This is a genomic window from Phormidium pseudopriestleyi FRX01 (genome assembly GCF_017313335.1).
Lineage (GTDB): Bacteria > Cyanobacteriota > Cyanobacteriia > Cyanobacteriales > Laspinemataceae > Laspinema > Laspinema pseudopriestleyi.
Genome location: NZ_JAFLQW010000287.1, coordinates 16,116 through 30,156, shown reverse-complemented (window position 1 = coordinate 30,156; position 14,041 = coordinate 16,116). Strand labels below are relative to the sequence as shown.

At 49.8% G+C, this 14,041-nt stretch carries 25 protein-coding genes; all 25 read left to right on the top strand.

Going from position 1 to position 14,041, the window contains the following annotated elements; all coding sequences use genetic code 11:
* Positions 1–135 precede the first annotated feature (135 nt).
* The 25 genes from rplD (at position 136) to rplQ (ending at position 14,030) form a co-directional block, all read left to right on the top strand.
* The gene (gene rplD / locus J0895_RS10785; RefSeq protein ID WP_207088098.1) at positions 136–768 is read left to right on the top strand and encodes a 50S ribosomal protein L4; all 633 of its coding nucleotides are present in this window, start codon (positions 136–138) and stop codon (positions 766–768) included.
* Positions 761–1,069 carry a 50S ribosomal protein L23 gene (locus tag J0895_RS10780; RefSeq protein ID WP_207088097.1) on the top strand — a complete coding sequence of 103 codons (309 nt, stop codon included), beginning with the start codon at positions 761–763 and terminating at the stop codon, positions 1,067–1,069. Before rplD ends, J0895_RS10780 begins: the two co-directional genes overlap by 8 nt.
* Before the next feature lie 106 nt (positions 1,070–1,175).
* On the top strand, positions 1,176–2,039 hold the full coding sequence (rplB, locus tag J0895_RS10775; protein ID WP_207088096.1) for a 50S ribosomal protein L2: 864 nt from the start codon (positions 1,176–1,178) through the stop codon (positions 2,037–2,039).
* Positions 2,040–2,129: 90 nt separating this feature from the next.
* Positions 2,130–2,411: a 30S ribosomal protein S19 gene (gene rpsS / locus J0895_RS10770; protein ID WP_207088095.1), complete on the top strand. Its 282-nt coding sequence runs from the start codon at positions 2,130–2,132 to the stop codon at positions 2,409–2,411.
* A gap of 117 nt (positions 2,412–2,528) precedes the next feature.
* On the top strand, positions 2,529–2,891 hold the full coding sequence (gene rplV, locus J0895_RS10765) for a 50S ribosomal protein L22 (protein ID WP_207088094.1): 363 nt from the start codon (positions 2,529–2,531) through the stop codon (positions 2,889–2,891).
* Positions 2,892–2,988: 97 nt separating this feature from the next.
* On the top strand, positions 2,989–3,726 hold the full coding sequence (gene rpsC, locus J0895_RS10760) for a 30S ribosomal protein S3 (RefSeq protein ID WP_207088093.1): 738 nt from the start codon (positions 2,989–2,991) through the stop codon (positions 3,724–3,726).
* Between the two features lie 110 nt (positions 3,727–3,836).
* Entirely contained in the window at positions 3,837–4,250 is a 414-nt protein-coding gene (gene rplP, locus J0895_RS10755) for a 50S ribosomal protein L16 (RefSeq protein WP_207088092.1), read from the top strand.
* A gap of 4 nt (positions 4,251–4,254) precedes the next feature.
* Complete coding sequence (gene rpmC / locus J0895_RS10750) at positions 4,255–4,476, top strand: 50S ribosomal protein L29 (protein WP_207088091.1); 222 nt, start codon at positions 4,255–4,257, stop codon at positions 4,474–4,476.
* 13 nt (positions 4,477–4,489) lie between these two features.
* A complete protein-coding gene (gene rpsQ, locus J0895_RS10745; protein ID WP_207088090.1) occupies positions 4,490–4,741 on the top strand; it encodes a 30S ribosomal protein S17 in 252 nt (83 codons plus the stop codon).
* A gap of 18 nt (positions 4,742–4,759) precedes the next feature.
* Positions 4,760–5,125, top strand: coding sequence for a 50S ribosomal protein L14 (rplN, locus tag J0895_RS10740; RefSeq protein ID WP_015148980.1), 366 nt, complete (start codon positions 4,760–4,762; stop codon positions 5,123–5,125).
* Complete coding sequence (gene rplX / locus J0895_RS10735) at positions 5,126–5,476, top strand: 50S ribosomal protein L24 (RefSeq protein WP_242541195.1); 351 nt, start codon at positions 5,126–5,128, stop codon at positions 5,474–5,476.
* Between the two features lie 101 nt (positions 5,477–5,577).
* Positions 5,578–6,123: a 50S ribosomal protein L5 gene (gene rplE, locus J0895_RS10730; RefSeq protein WP_207088089.1), complete on the top strand. Its 546-nt coding sequence runs from the start codon at positions 5,578–5,580 to the stop codon at positions 6,121–6,123.
* A gap of 25 nt (positions 6,124–6,148) precedes the next feature.
* Positions 6,149–6,550, top strand: coding sequence for a 30S ribosomal protein S8 (gene rpsH, locus J0895_RS10725; RefSeq protein ID WP_207088088.1), 402 nt, complete (start codon positions 6,149–6,151; stop codon positions 6,548–6,550).
* A 115-nt stretch (positions 6,551–6,665) separates the two neighbouring features.
* Positions 6,666–7,205: a 50S ribosomal protein L6 gene (rplF, locus tag J0895_RS10720; RefSeq protein ID WP_207088087.1), complete on the top strand. Its 540-nt coding sequence runs from the start codon at positions 6,666–6,668 to the stop codon at positions 7,203–7,205.
* 3 nt (positions 7,206–7,208) lie between these two features.
* Positions 7,209–7,571, top strand: a complete 363-nt coding sequence (rplR, locus tag J0895_RS10715) for a 50S ribosomal protein L18 (RefSeq protein WP_207088086.1) — start codon at positions 7,209–7,211, stop codon at positions 7,569–7,571.
* A 143-nt stretch (positions 7,572–7,714) separates the two neighbouring features.
* Positions 7,715–8,239: a 30S ribosomal protein S5 gene (gene rpsE, locus J0895_RS10710; protein WP_207088085.1), complete on the top strand. Its 525-nt coding sequence runs from the start codon at positions 7,715–7,717 to the stop codon at positions 8,237–8,239.
* 52 nt (positions 8,240–8,291) lie between these two features.
* Positions 8,292–8,747: a 50S ribosomal protein L15 gene (gene rplO, locus J0895_RS10705; protein WP_207088084.1), complete on the top strand. Its 456-nt coding sequence runs from the start codon at positions 8,292–8,294 to the stop codon at positions 8,745–8,747.
* Positions 8,748–8,823: 76 nt separating this feature from the next.
* A complete protein-coding gene (gene secY / locus J0895_RS10700; RefSeq protein WP_207088083.1) occupies positions 8,824–10,134 on the top strand; it encodes a preprotein translocase subunit SecY in 1,311 nt (436 codons plus the stop codon).
* Positions 10,134–10,691 (top strand): adenylate kinase, encoded by a 558-nt coding sequence (locus tag J0895_RS10695; RefSeq protein ID WP_207088082.1) that lies wholly within the window; start codon positions 10,134–10,136, stop codon positions 10,689–10,691. The genes secY and J0895_RS10695 overlap by 1 nt, the downstream gene beginning before the upstream one ends.
* Before the next feature lie 251 nt (positions 10,692–10,942).
* Positions 10,943–11,167 carry a translation initiation factor IF-1 gene (infA, locus tag J0895_RS10690; RefSeq protein WP_008191178.1) on the top strand — a complete coding sequence of 75 codons (225 nt, stop codon included), beginning with the start codon at positions 10,943–10,945 and terminating at the stop codon, positions 11,165–11,167.
* A 113-nt stretch (positions 11,168–11,280) separates the two neighbouring features.
* Positions 11,281–11,394: a 50S ribosomal protein L36 gene (rpmJ, locus tag J0895_RS10685; protein WP_006618079.1), complete on the top strand. Its 114-nt coding sequence runs from the start codon at positions 11,281–11,283 to the stop codon at positions 11,392–11,394.
* A 100-nt stretch (positions 11,395–11,494) separates the two neighbouring features.
* Positions 11,495–11,878, top strand: coding sequence for a 30S ribosomal protein S13 (gene rpsM, locus J0895_RS10680; RefSeq protein ID WP_207088081.1), 384 nt, complete (start codon positions 11,495–11,497; stop codon positions 11,876–11,878).
* Between the two features lie 90 nt (positions 11,879–11,968).
* Positions 11,969–12,364: a 30S ribosomal protein S11 gene (rpsK, locus tag J0895_RS10675; protein WP_015148991.1), complete on the top strand. Its 396-nt coding sequence runs from the start codon at positions 11,969–11,971 to the stop codon at positions 12,362–12,364.
* Between the two features lie 214 nt (positions 12,365–12,578).
* Positions 12,579–13,529 (top strand): DNA-directed RNA polymerase subunit alpha, encoded by a 951-nt coding sequence (locus J0895_RS10670; protein WP_207088080.1) that lies wholly within the window; start codon positions 12,579–12,581, stop codon positions 13,527–13,529.
* A 150-nt stretch (positions 13,530–13,679) separates the two neighbouring features.
* A complete protein-coding gene (gene rplQ / locus J0895_RS10665; RefSeq protein ID WP_207088079.1) occupies positions 13,680–14,030 on the top strand; it encodes a 50S ribosomal protein L17 in 351 nt (116 codons plus the stop codon).
* Positions 14,031–14,041: the final 11 nt, after the last annotated feature.

Here is a 14,041-nt window from a genome sequence, read left to right as displayed (position 1 = left end):
GGAGCACTTCCGGGAAAACCCGGTGCACTGCTCAATATTAAGCCAGCCAATTATGTAGGCCGTGCTAAATAGCACCCCGGTGAGAAAAGAATGAATTCCCCATTCATAAAGCATAGAGAACGGGAATAGAGAGATATGGTTAATTGTGTAGTCAGAAACTGGGAAGGCGAACAGGTTGCCGAAGCGACGATCGATTTGCGAGTAGCGTCTGAAGAGAACGCCTCGCATATCGTTCATAGAGCGGTAACTCGGCAACTGAACCAGGCGCGTCAGGGAACGGCATCGACCAAAACCCGGGCGGAAGTCAGAGGCGGGGGCAGAAAGCCCTGGAGACAAAAAGGAACAGGTCGAGCGCGGGCTGGTTCAATTCGATCGCCCTTATGGAGAGGCGGCGGCGTCATCTTTGGACCCAAACCCAGAGATTATGACGTGAAGATGAATCGCAAAGAGCGCAGACTCGCCCTGAGAACCGCGCTCATCAGCCGCAGCGAAGACATGATCGTCGTCGAGGAATTTGCAGATAAACTGCCCCGTCCGAAGACTAAAGATCTCCTCAGTGCGATCGCCCGGTGGGGAGTCGATGCAGACTCCACGGTGTTATTAATCGTTGACCAACGAGATGACAACGTTTATTTATCAGCCCGCAACGTAGAAAACATCAAACTGATTGCCGTCAACCAGTTAAATGTGTACGACCTGGTTGCCGCTGACAAAATCGTAACCACAGCAGCAGCACTCGCAAAAGTTCAGGAGGTCTACGGTGGCTGAACATAATCTCAGAAAGCTGGCCGATTTGGTGAAGACCCCAATCGTCACCGAAAAAGCGACCCTGCTGATGGAGCAGAACAAATACGTCTTTGATGTGGATGCCAAATCCACCAAACCCCAAATCAAAGCGGCGATCGAACACCTCTTTGAGGTGAAAGTAGTCAGCGTGAATACCATGCACAAACCCCCCAAAAAACGTAGAGTTGGGAAGTTTGTCGGGTATAAGCCTCATTACAAAAAAGCGATCGTCACCTTAGCCCAGGGTGATTCCCTGCAAAACATTTTCTTCCCAGAAGTGTAACCGATGCCCGGTTAGGAGTGGGCGGTTCCAACATCCCCACTCGAACTGTGCCAAGCGCTTATGGGATTCAATGGCAAATCAAGCAGTGTTACCAAAACTTTAAATTATGGGTATCCGTACTTATCGGCCCTACACACCTGGCACACGCCAGTACAGTGTCTCCGAGTTTGACGAAATCACCCGCGACACTCCCGAAAAATCCCTAACCAAGTCAAAGCACCGGAAAAAAGGACGGAACAATCGCGGGGTGATTACCTGCCGTCATCGTGGAGGCGGACATAAACGCCTTTACCGGCAAATCGACTTTCGCCGCGATAAACATAACATTCCGGCCAAAGTTGCGGAAATCGAATATGACCCCAACCGGAATGCCCGGATCGCCCTCCTCTTCTATCAGGATGGTGAAAAGCGGTACATCCTACATCCATTAGGATTACAAGTTGGCACTCATATCATCTCCGGACCCGACTCGCCCATCGAAGTTGGCAACGCTCTCCCCTTGGAAAGAATGCCTCTAGGTACCGTCGTTCATAACGTCGAAATGACACCCGGTCGCGGCGGTCAAGTCGTGCGTTCAGCCGGTTCCGGCGCTCAGGTGCAAGCCAAAGAAGGGGATTTCGTCACCCTGAAATTACCCTCTGGTGAAGTTCGGATGTTCCGCAAAGAGTGCTACGCCACCATCGGACAAGTCGGCAACATTGATGTTAGAAACATCAGCCTCGGTAAAGCTGGCCGCAAACGTTGGTCCGGTCGTCGTCCAGAAGTTAGAGGCAGCGTCATGAACCCCGTAGACCACCCACATGGTGGGGGTGAAGGACGAGCACCGATTGGTAGAAGTGGGCCAGTTTCACCTTGGGGTAAACCCGCTTTAGGTGGGAAGACCCGCAAGAAGAAAAAATTAAGTAACGCATTGATCGTCCGCAAGCGTCGGAAAACCTCCAAGCGCGGCAAGGGCGGTCGGCAGTCTTAATCATCAAGACAAGAGAGTTGAGAATAAACGAATTAACACTTTATTCTTTAATTCTTCTGGGTTCATTCTTTGAGAAATTATCACTGACTTATGGGTCGTTCACTGAAAAAAGGACCTTTCGTAGCCGATCATTTGCTGAGTAAAATCGAAGCATTGAATGCGAAAGGTGACAAACAGGTCATTAAAACTTGGTCACGAGCTTCGACCATCATCCCTGATATGCTCGGTCACACGATCGCCGTCCATAACGGACGTCAGCACGTGCCGGTCTATATCAATGAACAAATGGTCGGACATAAATTAGGGGAATTTGCCCCGACTCGGACCTTCCGGGGACACGCCAAAGGCGATAAAAAAAGTCAACGGCGGTAGGGGCTCAATGCTTGCGCCCACTTTATCGCTAGTTCGGAGTCTGATGTTAAAGGTTCTTTGATAACAACAAAGGACAACAAACAAACGACAAAGGACTTTGGACAACGGAGAAACATAATGGCTATTGATACCTCAACAGAAGTCAAAGCGATCGCGCGTTATATTCGGATGTCTCCGTACAAAGTACGGCGAGTCCTAGACCAAATTCGGGGTCGCTCCTATCGCGAAGCGCTGATCATCCTCGAATTCATGCCCTATCGTGCTTGCGATCCGATTCGTAAAGTTCTGCGATCGGCAGCAGCCAATGCAGAGCATAACAGCGGACTCGATCCAGCTACCTTATGGGTTTCTCAAGCTTATGCCGATGGTGGCCCGGCTCTCAAGCGATTCCGGCCTCGGGCGCAGGGACGGGCTTATATGATCCGCAAGCCGACCTGTCACATCACCGTTGCCGTCGCGAACGTGCTTGAGGACGAATAGAACAGCAAACGTAAACGTGCCAAGTAAGCCCAAGTCTTGACTTTACGGTTTACGAGACACTGGTTAGTTTTTACGGTAAGTAGAGGACGCACAGAACGTGGGACAGAAAATACACCCAATTGGTTTCCGGCTTGGTGTGACCAAAGAACACCGCTCCCGGTGGTTCGCGGATAGCAATCGCTACCCCGAACTCTTAGAAGAAGACTACAAAATTCGCGCTTACGTCCACAGCACCCTGAACAACGCGGGCATTTCCGACGTTCGGATCGAGCGCAAAGCCGATCAGATCGACCTGGAAGTTCGCACCGCCCGACCGGGCGTGGTTGTGGGTCGCGGTGGCAGTGGCATCGAGTCCTTACGGACCGGACTGCAAGAACTGCTAGGCGGCAGCAACCGCCAAATCCGCATCAATGTTGTGGAAGTGGCCCGCGTGGATGCCGATGCTACCTTGATTGCTGAATACATTGCCAGCCAACTCGAACGACGGGTTTCCTTCCGTCGCGTCGTGCGGCAAGCCATTCAACGCGCCCAAAAAGCTGGCGTTGAAGGCATCAAAATCCAAGTCAGTGGACGCCTCAACGGTGCAGAAATTGCTCGGACCGAGTGGACTCGGGAAGGGAGAGTGCCTCTGCATACGTTAAGAGCCGATATTGATTACTCCTACCGCACCGCCAGTACCATTTATGGAATTCTCGGCGTCAAAGTGTGGACCTTCAAGGGAGAAATCATCCCCGGACAAGAACTGGAGGTCACCGCAGCAGCGGGTGCAGGTCCTCGTCCCCGGGGTGGCAAAAAACGCCGTCAGCAGTTTGAAGACCGCTCCAATGAAGGGTAAGAGATCAGCAATGGTAGGGAGCGAACGCATTCCTAGCGGGAAAAGCCCAGGGATTGACCACGCGATCGCCTCTCTTGCAGGCTCCATGAACCATTACCGATTACCACATCATGTTAAGTCCTAGAAGAACGAAATTTCGCAAGCAACAGCGCGGGCGGATGCGAGGACTGGCGACTCGGGGTAATGAAATTAACTTCGGTGAATTCGCCCTCCAAGCCTTAGAACCTTGTTGGATTACCTCCCGCCAAATCGAAGCCAGCCGTCGTGCCATGACCCGGTATATCCGGCGCGGTGGCAAGATCTGGATTCGCATCTTCCCAGACAAACCCGTGACCATGCGTCCGGCAGAAACCCGGATGGGTTCCGGTAAGGGGTCTCCCGAATTTTGGGTGGCTGTAGTCAAACCCGGTCGCATTATGTTTGAAATTGGTGGCGTAACTGAAGCAACAGCTCGTGAAGCCATGCGACTGGCGGATTACAAGCTGCCGATTAAAACCAAGTTCATTTCGCGAGAAGGGGAGTAAGATTATGGCTTTTCCCAAAATGTCAGAGATTCAAAACTTGAGCGATGACGAAGTTAATGAGCAGATTTTGACCCTGAAAAAGGAATTATTTACGCTCAGACTGCAAAAAGCCACGCGCCGGTTAGAAAAGACCCACCTGTTCAAGCATAAGAGACATCAACTGTCTCAGTTGCTGACACTGGAAGGCGCTCGCAAACGGGCTAATGCCGAATCCGCCGCTGAATAACAAACTAAGTGACATGGCAGTTAAAGAAAGAGTTGGTGTAGTGGTCAGCGACAAGATGGATAAAACCGTCGTTGTGGCGATTGAAAATAGAAGCCCTCATCCCAAGTACGGCAAAATTGTCGTCAAAACCAAGCGCTACAAAGCGCATGATGAGGAAAATCAATGTAAAGAGGGCGATCGCGTCCGCATCCAGGAAACTCGCCCCCTCAGTCGCACAAAACACTGGCAAGTGATTGAGATTATCAATAGTGCCACCCAAATCTAAGAACCACGGAGACTGAAGGTGATTCAACAAGAGTCGTATCTCAACGTTGCCGATAATAGCGGTGCTAAACGGTTAATGTGTATTCGCGTCCTCGGGGGCAACCGCCGCTATGCAGGCGTTGGTGACGTGATTATCGCCGTTGTCAAAGATGCTATTCCCAATATGCCGATTAAAAAATCTGATGTCGTGCGGGCTGTTGTGGTTCGCACCCGCAAAGGATTACGTCGCGATAGTGGGATGAGCATTCGCTTTGATGACAATGCCGCCGTGATTGTTAACCCCGATGGTAACCCCAAGGGAACCCGCGTTTTTGGCCCCGTTGCTCGCGAATTGCGCGATAAAAATTACACCAAAATCGTATCCTTAGCGCCGGAGGTGCTGTAAATGGCTAAACAACGGAACACTGCGCTGACGCGCTATAAAATGCACGTCAAAACCGGCGATACGGTGCAGATTATTGCCGGGAAAGAAAAAGGAAAGGTTGGAGAAATTATGAAAACCTTTCCGACTAAGAGCCAAGTGATTGTTAAAGGCGTTAACGTGAAAACAAAGCACGTTAAACCTCAGCAAGAAGGAGAATCGGGTCGGATTGAGACCTTTGAATCTCCAGTTCATAGCTCAAATGTCATGCTTTATTCTTCCAAAGAAAAAGTGGCAAGCCGGATATGTTACACCTTTACCGAAGACGGACGAAAGGTGCGAATGCTCAAAAAAACCGGGGAAATTATTGATTAGGCAAGGGACGAAGGGGAAGGGATTCTTGCCCTACCCCACCGCTCTATATCTTCAGAACTAAGGAGTCCCTGACAAAGACCAGGGATAAGGATGTAAAACTCATGACTACTCAACTCAAAACGCGGTATCAAGAAACGATCGTCCCCAAACTGATGGAACAGTTTAAGTACCAAAATTTCCATCAGGTGCCCAAGGTGATAAAAATCACTATTAACCGGGGATTGGGGGAAGCCTCTAGCAATGCGAAAGCGCTAGAATCATCTTTGTCTGAAATCGCTACAATTGCGGGACAAAAACCCGTAGTTACCCGAGCGAAGAAAGCGATCGCAGGCTTTAAAATTCGTGAAGGAATGCCTGTGGGAATGATGGTCACCCTCCGGGGCGATCGGATGTATTCCTTCCTCGATCGCCTCATCAGTTTAGCACTACCTCGGATTCGGGACTTTCGCGGCATTAGTCCCAAAAGCTTTGACGGACGAGGCAATTACACCTTGGGCGTCAGAGAACAATTAATTTTTCCAGAAGTAGAGTACGACCGGATTGACCAAATTCGGGGTATGGACATATCCATCATCACAACGGCAACAACGGATGAAGAGGGCCGCGCCTTACTCAAAGAAATGGGAATGCCCTTCAAAGAAGGATAATTAACAGGGGAATAAGGAGCGAAAAATGGCGGCTAACGACACGATTGCAGACATGCTAACACGCATCCGCAATGCAAGCCTAGCACGGCACCAAAAAACAGAAGTTCTATCCACAAACATGACCCGTTCCATTGCCAAAGTTCTTCAAGAAGAAGGCTTTATTGCCGAATATGAAGAAGTTGGTGAAGGGGTCGATAAAAAACTGGCGATCGCCTTGAAATACAAAGGTAAAAATCGCCAACCCATTATCAAAGCCTTAAAACGGATCAGTAAACCCGGGTTGCGAGTCTATTCCAATCGGAAAGAATTACCTCGCGTATTAGGCGGCATTGGAATTGCCATCATTTCCACCTCATCGGGCATCATGACCGACCGAGACGCCCGTCGTCAAGGTGTAGGCGGTGAAGTGCTTTGCTATGTCTGGTAGTTTGAGATTTTTTCCGTGAACGGCTCATGAATCCACTGCAAGGGGACGCAGCACCCTGCCCCCTTCATAAGGAACTACGGGCTGAAATCTCGACAAGTAAAGAAAGAGGAAAACTATGTCTCGTATTGGTAAGCGCCCCATTGATATACCGGCCAAAGTCGTCGTATCCATTGATGGGCAAAAGGTCTCCGTTAAGGGGCCAAAAGGTGAACTTTCCAGAGAGCTACCCGCCGAAGTCATCGTTGAACAAGAAGGCGAAACCATCCAAGTCACCCGTCGGGACGAATCTCGTGCCGCACGTCAACGTCATGGATTATCCCGCACCTTGGTCGCTAACATGGTTCAGGGCGTCTCCGAAGGATTTCAAAAACGACTGGAAATTCAAGGGGTGGGCTATCGTGCTCAAGTCCAAGGGCGCAACCTAATTCTCAACGTTGGGTATAGCAACCCAGTTGAAATCAACCCACCCGAAGGCATCTCTGTCGCCGTTGAAAACAACACCAACGTGATTATCACCGGCATCAACAAAGAAATCGTCGGCAATACCGCCGCCAAAATTAGGGACGTCCGTCCCCCCGAACCCTATAAAGGTAAGGGAATTCGCTATGCAGGCGAACAAGTCAGACGCAAGGCAGGGAAGACAGGGAAGAAATAAAATATGAAGCTGACTCGCAGTGAATCTATCCAACGCCGACATCGGCGGGTGCGGCGTCGGGTCATCGGTACCCCAGAACGTCCTCGGTTATCTGTATTTCGCTCTCACCAGCATATTTATGCTCAAGTGATTGACGATACCCAACATCAAACCCTAGCGGCTGCATCCACCCTCGATCCGGCATTAAAAGCCGAATTGGAAACGGGAGCCACTTGTGATTCATCGGCCAAAGTCGGCAAACTCATTGCCGATCGCGCCCGGGAAAAAGGCATTCAAAAAGTCGTCTTTGATCGCGGCGGTAACCTGTACCACGGTCGGGTTAAAGCCCTAGCAGAAGCGGCCCGTGAAGCGGGTTTAGAGTTCTAAAAAGTTCTAAAGTCGCCTAAGTTTCGGCAGTGGCGCGTTGCCAGTCGCACGGGATAATCTCGTCCTCAAGAGCGATCAAAACCGAGCGACCGCAAACGCACCAACACCGAACGAATAGCAACAATCATTCCTGACAAAAAACTATGGCAGAACGTCGTAAAAAAAACGCCCGAACTCGGGAAAAAGAAACAGATTGGCAAGAGCGAGTCGTTCAGATTCGCCGGGTCACCAAGGTCGTCAAAGGCGGTAAAAAACTCAGCTTCCGGGCGATCGTTGTCGTCGGTAACGAACGCGGTCAAGTCGGAGTCGGTGTGGGTAAAGCTAGTGACGTGATCAGCGCCGTCAAAAAAGGCGTCGCCGATGGCAAAAAGCACCTAATCGAAGTGCCTCTGACCAAAGCCAACTCCATTCCTCACCGCGTCGATGGCAGTGCCACCGGAGCCAAAGTGATGATGCGTCCAGCCGCACCAGGGACCGGGGTAATTGCCGGGGGTGCTGTGCGGACCGTCCTCGAATTAGCCGGAGTTCGCAATATTCTCGCCAAACAGTTGGGGTCTAACAACCCCCTGAACAATGCTAGAGCTGCGATCGACGCCCTAGTGAGTCTGCGAACCTTGTCTGAAGTCGCTGACGAGCGTGGCATTGCCATTGACAAGCTGTACGCCTAATCTATCGCCATCAGCCTGAACAGAGTCAAGTTACAGACACACCGGGAGAAAAATGAGACTACATGAACTAGGACCCAAAGCCGGGTCTAAAAAACGGAAACGGCGCTTGGCTCGCGGTATTTCTGCCGGTCAAGGGGCCAGCGCCGGTAAAGGGATGAGAGGTCAAAAAGCCAGAGCTGGGGGTAGCACCCGTCCTGGGTTTGAAGGGGGACAACAGCCCCTGTACCGCCGTTTGCCTAAGCTCAAGCACTTTCCGCTCATCAATCGTAAAGAATACACTACGATTAACGTAAGTAAGTTGGCATCATTGGCCGCTAACAGTGAAGTGACTTTAGCTTCCCTGATGGAAGCGGGCATTGTCACCACCAATGATGGGCCGCTGAAAATCTTGGGAGATGGGGAACTCAATGTTCCGCTGAATGTGAAAGCTGCTGCCTTTACTGCAGGAGCTAAAGCCAAGATCGAAGCTGCCGGTGGAACTTGTGAAACCAGTGATGCCAAATCCTAGGGTGATATGACCGAATCGGGCATTTATCCTAGACAAGAGCACGGAGCGCTGCAATGAACAGTAGAGGTACTCCTTAATGGTTGTTAGTCGAGATAAAGCACCAACCGCTCAGGAGACTTTCATGCAGATGGCTAGAGCAGCGGGCCTGCGAGGTCGGCTGCTCCTCACCATTGGTATGTTAGTTTTGGTGCGCTTAGGCATTTGGATTCCAGTTCCTGGTATTGATCTCGCGAGATTTCAGGCCAATATCGATGGCAGTCCGCTGATTGGTTTTTTGGACCTGTTTTCTGGGGGTGGCTTGCGAGCTTTAGGGATTTTTGCCCTAGGGATCCTGCCTTATATTAATGCCTCCATTATTATGCAATTACTGACCGCAGCTCTCCCTTCTTTAGAAGATTTACAAAAAAATGAAGGGGAAGCCGGTCGGCGCAAAATCTCTCAGATTACTCGTTATGTCGCATTGGGATGGGCATTGCTCCAAAGTACCGGCATTGCTATATGGGTCGGTGCGTTTGCCGAAAACCCGGATCCAGGTGTTTTATTCTACGTCCAGACTGCGGTGGCATTGACCACTGGCTCGATGTTTGTGATGTGGGTATCTGAGCTGATTACGGAACGCGGGGTGGGCAATGGCGCATCGTTATTGATTTTTGTCAATATTGTGGCTGTTCTCCCCAATTCTTTGGGTCAAACCCTGGCCCTCGCTCGGCAAAACCAAGCGATTGTTGGTCCAGTTTTGATTCTGACTTTGGTCTTTTTAATCACAATTGTTGGGATTGTTTTTGTCCAAGAAGGGACCCGACGAATTCCGATTATTTCGGCTCGTCGCCAGGTCGGACGTAAGCTTTATCGGGAAAAAAGTAGTTATCTTCCCCTGCGTTTAAATCAAGGGGGGGTGATGCCGATCATTTTTGCATCGGCGGTGTTAATTCTGCCTGCTTCTTTGGCTCAATTTACGAAGAATGACGTGATGATTACTATTGCGTCTTATTTGAGTCCAAATGGTCCAGCCCCATTGGTTTATGTGGCGTTTTATTTGACGTTAATTCTGTTTTTTAGCTATTTCTACGCTTCGTTGATTGTCAATCCCGTAGACATGGCTCAGAATTTGAAAAAGATGGGGGCAAGTATTCCGGGGATTCGTCCAGGACGGGCGACGACGGAATATGTGGAGCAGGTACTCAACCGATTAACGTTTTTGGGAGCCATTTTTTTGGGTCTGGTGGCGATCGTCCCAACTGCTGTCGAAAGTGCCACGGGTGTGCGGACTTTCCAGGGGTTTGGAGCAACTTCTCTGCTGATTTTGGTGGGGGTGGCGATCGATACGGCGAAACAAATTCAAACTTATGTGATCTCCCAGCGCTATGAAGGAATGGTGAAGCAATAGTGACCAGACTAATTTTTTTGGGTCCTCCTGGAGCTGGGAAGGGAACGCAAGCTCAGATCCTTTCCCAATCTCATCATATTCCCCATATTTCAACGGGGGATATCTTGAGGGCCGCAGTTGAGCAAGAGACTGATCTGGGCAATCAGGCTAAGGCTTATATGGAGCGAGGGGAGTTGGTCCCGGATTCATTGCTTTTAGATCTGATTCGCGATCGCCTGACTCAACCGGATGCCACTGACTCGGGATGGATTCTGGATGGGTTCCCCCGGAATGTCCCTCAAGCTGAATTTTTAGATCATCTTCTGGATGATATTCAGCAAGAGTGCAAGTCAGCCATTAGTTTGGAAGTCCCGGACAAACAGCTAATTGATCGGTTGCATGGACGAGGACGCAGTGATGATGGGGATGAGACAATTGCCCGTCGTTTACGGGTGTATTATGCCCAAACGATTCCGGTAATTGACTATTATCGAGAACGGGGTCGGTTAATTGCTATCAATGGCAATTCGTCTATTGAGACAGTTGCGGCGATTCTGAAAAAAGTAGTGACCAGTTGAAAAAGATGCCACCGAGGAGACGGGGTTCAAATGCCGGAGTTACCCAGTTACTATTGCTGCTGTTTCCAGTAGCGTTGCCTGGTGTAACTTCCCCCGTGCCTGGGTTGATCGTGTGCTATTTTTGCTAAGATATGTAACGGGCTGCTCTGTCAGCTATTCGTGAAAAATCTTTAGCCGTGCGATCGCCATCTAATCTGGATGGACCGCTATAGCGCTGTTGACTGTATTTCTAGCATTGAGGTAAAAAAAACTTGGCTAAACAAGATCTAATCGAGATGGAAGGTACGGTGACTGAATCCCTACCGAATGCGATGTTTCGGGTTGACCTAGACAATGGGTTTAACGTACTCGCCCACATCTCGGGAAAAATTCGCCGGAATTACATCAAAATTCTTCCGGGCGATCGCGTCAAAGTAGAACTGACCCCCTACGACTTAACCAAAGGTCGCATCACCTACCGTCTTCGTAAGAAGTAAGGATTCTTTCTAGCTTATCCCTAAAAATCCTGATAAAAACAAGTCGGGCGTATTTTTGTCATTTCTGACAAAAATTGATATAATATGAAGTTTGTAGCGCTGCTCAAAGAGAAATGAAAGTTCGAGCATCCGTCAAGAAGATTTGCGAGAAGTGCCGCGTCATTCGTCGTCGCGGTCGAGTCATGGTGATTTGTTCCAATCCAAAGCACAAGCAACGTCAGGGTTAGATCCAAATCCGGTCCGATGAATTCAAATGCCCTAAATTCTGGCATTTAGAATTCCTCACAGTTGTCAAAACATACTAACCAGTAGAGGGAGAGAACGAGCGTGGCACGAATTGCCGGAGTAGATCTTCCTCGCGATAAGCGAGTTGAGATAGGTCTACGATACATTTATGGGATTGGGCCAACGCGAGCCCAACAAATTTTGGAGCGTACCGGGGTCAATCCAGATACTCGGGTCAAAGATTTAACCGACGCCGAGGTCACCACCCTCCGGGAAGACCTAGAAAAAAATTACGAGGTCGAGGGGGATCTAAGACGCTTAGAGTCCATGAACATCAAGCGTCTGATGGACATCGGCACCTATCGGGGCCGCCGTCATCGCATGGGACTCCCGGTACGCGGACAAAGAACTCGGACCAATGCCCGAACCCGTCGAGGTGGAAGGCGCACCGTGGCAGGCAAGAAAAAAGCCCCTTCCAAGAAGTAAGAACGATTCAATCTCGAATCAGGTTCGGCTTCATCGAGCCGAACTTCTTACTGACTTTCAGTCATTTAAACCTTCACTATTGCGATCGATATGGCGCGACAAACAACCAAAAAAACTGGCTCGCGGAAGCAAAAAAGGAATGTGCCTAATGGAGTGGGTTACATTCAGTCCACCTTTAATAACACTATTGTCACGATTACCGATCCCAGCGGAGAAGTAATTTCTTGGGCAACCAGTGGTTCTAGTGGCTTTAAAGGCGCGAAAAAAGGAACTCCCTTTGCGGCTCAAACCGCAGCCGAGAATGCAGCACGCCGTGCAGTCGAGCAGGGAATGCGTCAAATTGAGGTAATGGTCAGTGGTCCCGGTTCAGGCCGAGAGACTGCCATTCGCGCCCTCCAAGGTGCGGGCCTAGAAATCACCTTGATTCGGGACGTCACCCCAATTCCGCATAATGGCTGCCGTCCACCCAAGCGCCGTAGAGTCTAAACATTTGCCTATAGCAGCCTTGGAAAAAACGAAGTCAGACAAAAAAAAAGATTCGCACATCAGGATTGAGTGGAGATGAGGGATTTAAAACTAATAACTCCTGACTCATCACTCAGAACGATAGTCAAATCCTCAGCAAATGAGGAGCGAGTCAGCATTAAACGAGGGAGGCTAAACTGGCCTTCGATGGATCGAGGAGAAGGGAGGTCACTCCGTGGCGCAGTTTCAGATTGAGTGTGTAGAGTCAAACACTGAAAGAGACCAGTCCCAGTATGGAAAATTCTTACTGGAACCGTTAGAACGGGGTCAAGGCACGACGGTGGGGAATGCCCTCCGCAGAGTGCTACTTTCTAACTTGGAAGGGACAGCCGTAAGCGCCGTCCGCATTGCCGGTGTCAATCACGAGTTTGCCACAATTGAGGGCGTCCGAGAAGATGTTCTGGAAATTTTACTGAACATGAAGGAAGTCGTCCTCAAAAGCTACTCACCGCAACCGCAAATCGGACGCTTACTGGTTCAAGGTCCCGCAACGGTAACGGCAGGTCGGTTTGATTTACCCTCAGAGGTCGAGGCGATCGATCCTAACCAGTATATAGCCACCGTTGCCGAGGGTTCCACCTTAGAAATGGAATTTCGGGTGGAAAAGGGCAAAGGATATCGAGCAGTGGACCGGAGTCGAGATGAAAACGCGGCCTTAGACTTTCTCTTGATAGACGCTGTATTCATGCCCGTTCGCAAGGTCAACTACAGCGTTGAAGATGCACGGATGGGCGGCTCTTTGGAGAAAGACCGATTGATTATGGAAATCTGGACGAATGGCTCGATTTCGCCTCAAGAGGCGCTGAGTCAATCGGCCAGCATCCTAGTGGATCTGTTTTCTCCACTCAAAGATATCACGATCGAGTCAATGCTCGAAGAATCGCCGACTGAAGCCGACCCGACCAGTCAAATTCCGATTGAAGAATTGCAACTCTCCGTGCGAGCTTACAACTGTCTCAAACGGGCGCAAATTAACTCAGTCGCAGATCTACTTGACTACAGTCAAGAAGATCTCTTAGAAATTAAAAACTTCGGTCAAAAGTCGGCAGAAGAAGTCATCGAAGCATTGCAAAAGCGCTTAGGGATTACCTTGCCCCAAGAAAAGTCAGCTAAAACCAGCACTTAAGCGGCAAAGTGTCAAGTGTTAAGTGTAAAGTCTGAAACCCTCTGACTTCATCCTTTACACTTCACACTTTTTACTTCCCTAAAGTCAGTCAAGCGCTTATAATTTATAGTTCATCCTTTATCGTTCAACCTACATCGTTGATACTTCATTATGCGCCACCGTTGTCGCGTTCCCCAATTAGGTAAGCCAGCAGATCAGCGTAAAGCTTTGCTAAGAGCGCTGACTACAGAGCTACTTCGTCATGGTCGCATCACGACCACTAAAATTCGAGCCAAAGCCGTTCGCCCGGAAGTCGAACGGATGATTACCCTAGCCAAAAATGGGTCCTTACCCGCTCGTCGTCAAGCGATGGGTTATGTCTATGATAAACAGCTCGTTCACGCCCTGTTTGAAAAAGCTCAAGAGAGATATGGAAATCGCCAAGGCGGTTACACTCGAATCATGAGAACAGTTTCCCGCCGGGGAGACAATGCTGACATGGCAATTATCGAGCTAGTCTAAGCGAATCGCTG

Coding starts and splice junctions, on each gene's coding strand:
- rplD (WP_207088098.1), top strand. CDS start 136: ATGGTTAATTGTGTAGTCAGAAACTGGGAAGGCGAACAGGTTGCCGAA.
- rplB (WP_207088096.1), top strand. CDS start 1,176: ATGGGTATCCGTACTTATCGGCCCTACACACCTGGCACACGCCAGTAC.
- rpsS (WP_207088095.1), top strand. CDS start 2,130: ATGGGTCGTTCACTGAAAAAAGGACCTTTCGTAGCCGATCATTTGCTG.
- rplV (WP_207088094.1), top strand. CDS start 2,529: ATGGCTATTGATACCTCAACAGAAGTCAAAGCGATCGCGCGTTATATT.
- rplP (WP_207088092.1), top strand. CDS start 3,837: ATGTTAAGTCCTAGAAGAACGAAATTTCGCAAGCAACAGCGCGGGCGG.
- rpmC (WP_207088091.1), top strand. CDS start 4,255: ATGGCTTTTCCCAAAATGTCAGAGATTCAAAACTTGAGCGATGACGAA.
- rpsQ (WP_207088090.1), top strand. CDS start 4,490: ATGGCAGTTAAAGAAAGAGTTGGTGTAGTGGTCAGCGACAAGATGGAT.
- rplX (WP_242541195.1), top strand. CDS start 5,126: ATGGCTAAACAACGGAACACTGCGCTGACGCGCTATAAAATGCACGTC.
- rplE (WP_207088089.1), top strand. CDS start 5,578: ATGACTACTCAACTCAAAACGCGGTATCAAGAAACGATCGTCCCCAAA.
- rpsH (WP_207088088.1), top strand. CDS start 6,149: ATGGCGGCTAACGACACGATTGCAGACATGCTAACACGCATCCGCAAT.
- rplF (WP_207088087.1), top strand. CDS start 6,666: ATGTCTCGTATTGGTAAGCGCCCCATTGATATACCGGCCAAAGTCGTC.
- rplR (WP_207088086.1), top strand. CDS start 7,209: ATGAAGCTGACTCGCAGTGAATCTATCCAACGCCGACATCGGCGGGTG.
- rpsE (WP_207088085.1), top strand. CDS start 7,715: ATGGCAGAACGTCGTAAAAAAAACGCCCGAACTCGGGAAAAAGAAACA.
- rplO (WP_207088084.1), top strand. CDS start 8,292: ATGAGACTACATGAACTAGGACCCAAAGCCGGGTCTAAAAAACGGAAA.
- secY (WP_207088083.1), top strand. CDS start 8,824: ATGGTTGTTAGTCGAGATAAAGCACCAACCGCTCAGGAGACTTTCATG.
- rpmJ (WP_006618079.1), top strand. CDS start 11,281: ATGAAAGTTCGAGCATCCGTCAAGAAGATTTGCGAGAAGTGCCGCGTC.
- rpsK (WP_015148991.1), top strand. CDS start 11,969: ATGGCGCGACAAACAACCAAAAAAACTGGCTCGCGGAAGCAAAAAAGG.
- rplQ (WP_207088079.1), top strand. CDS start 13,680: ATGCGCCACCGTTGTCGCGTTCCCCAATTAGGTAAGCCAGCAGATCAG.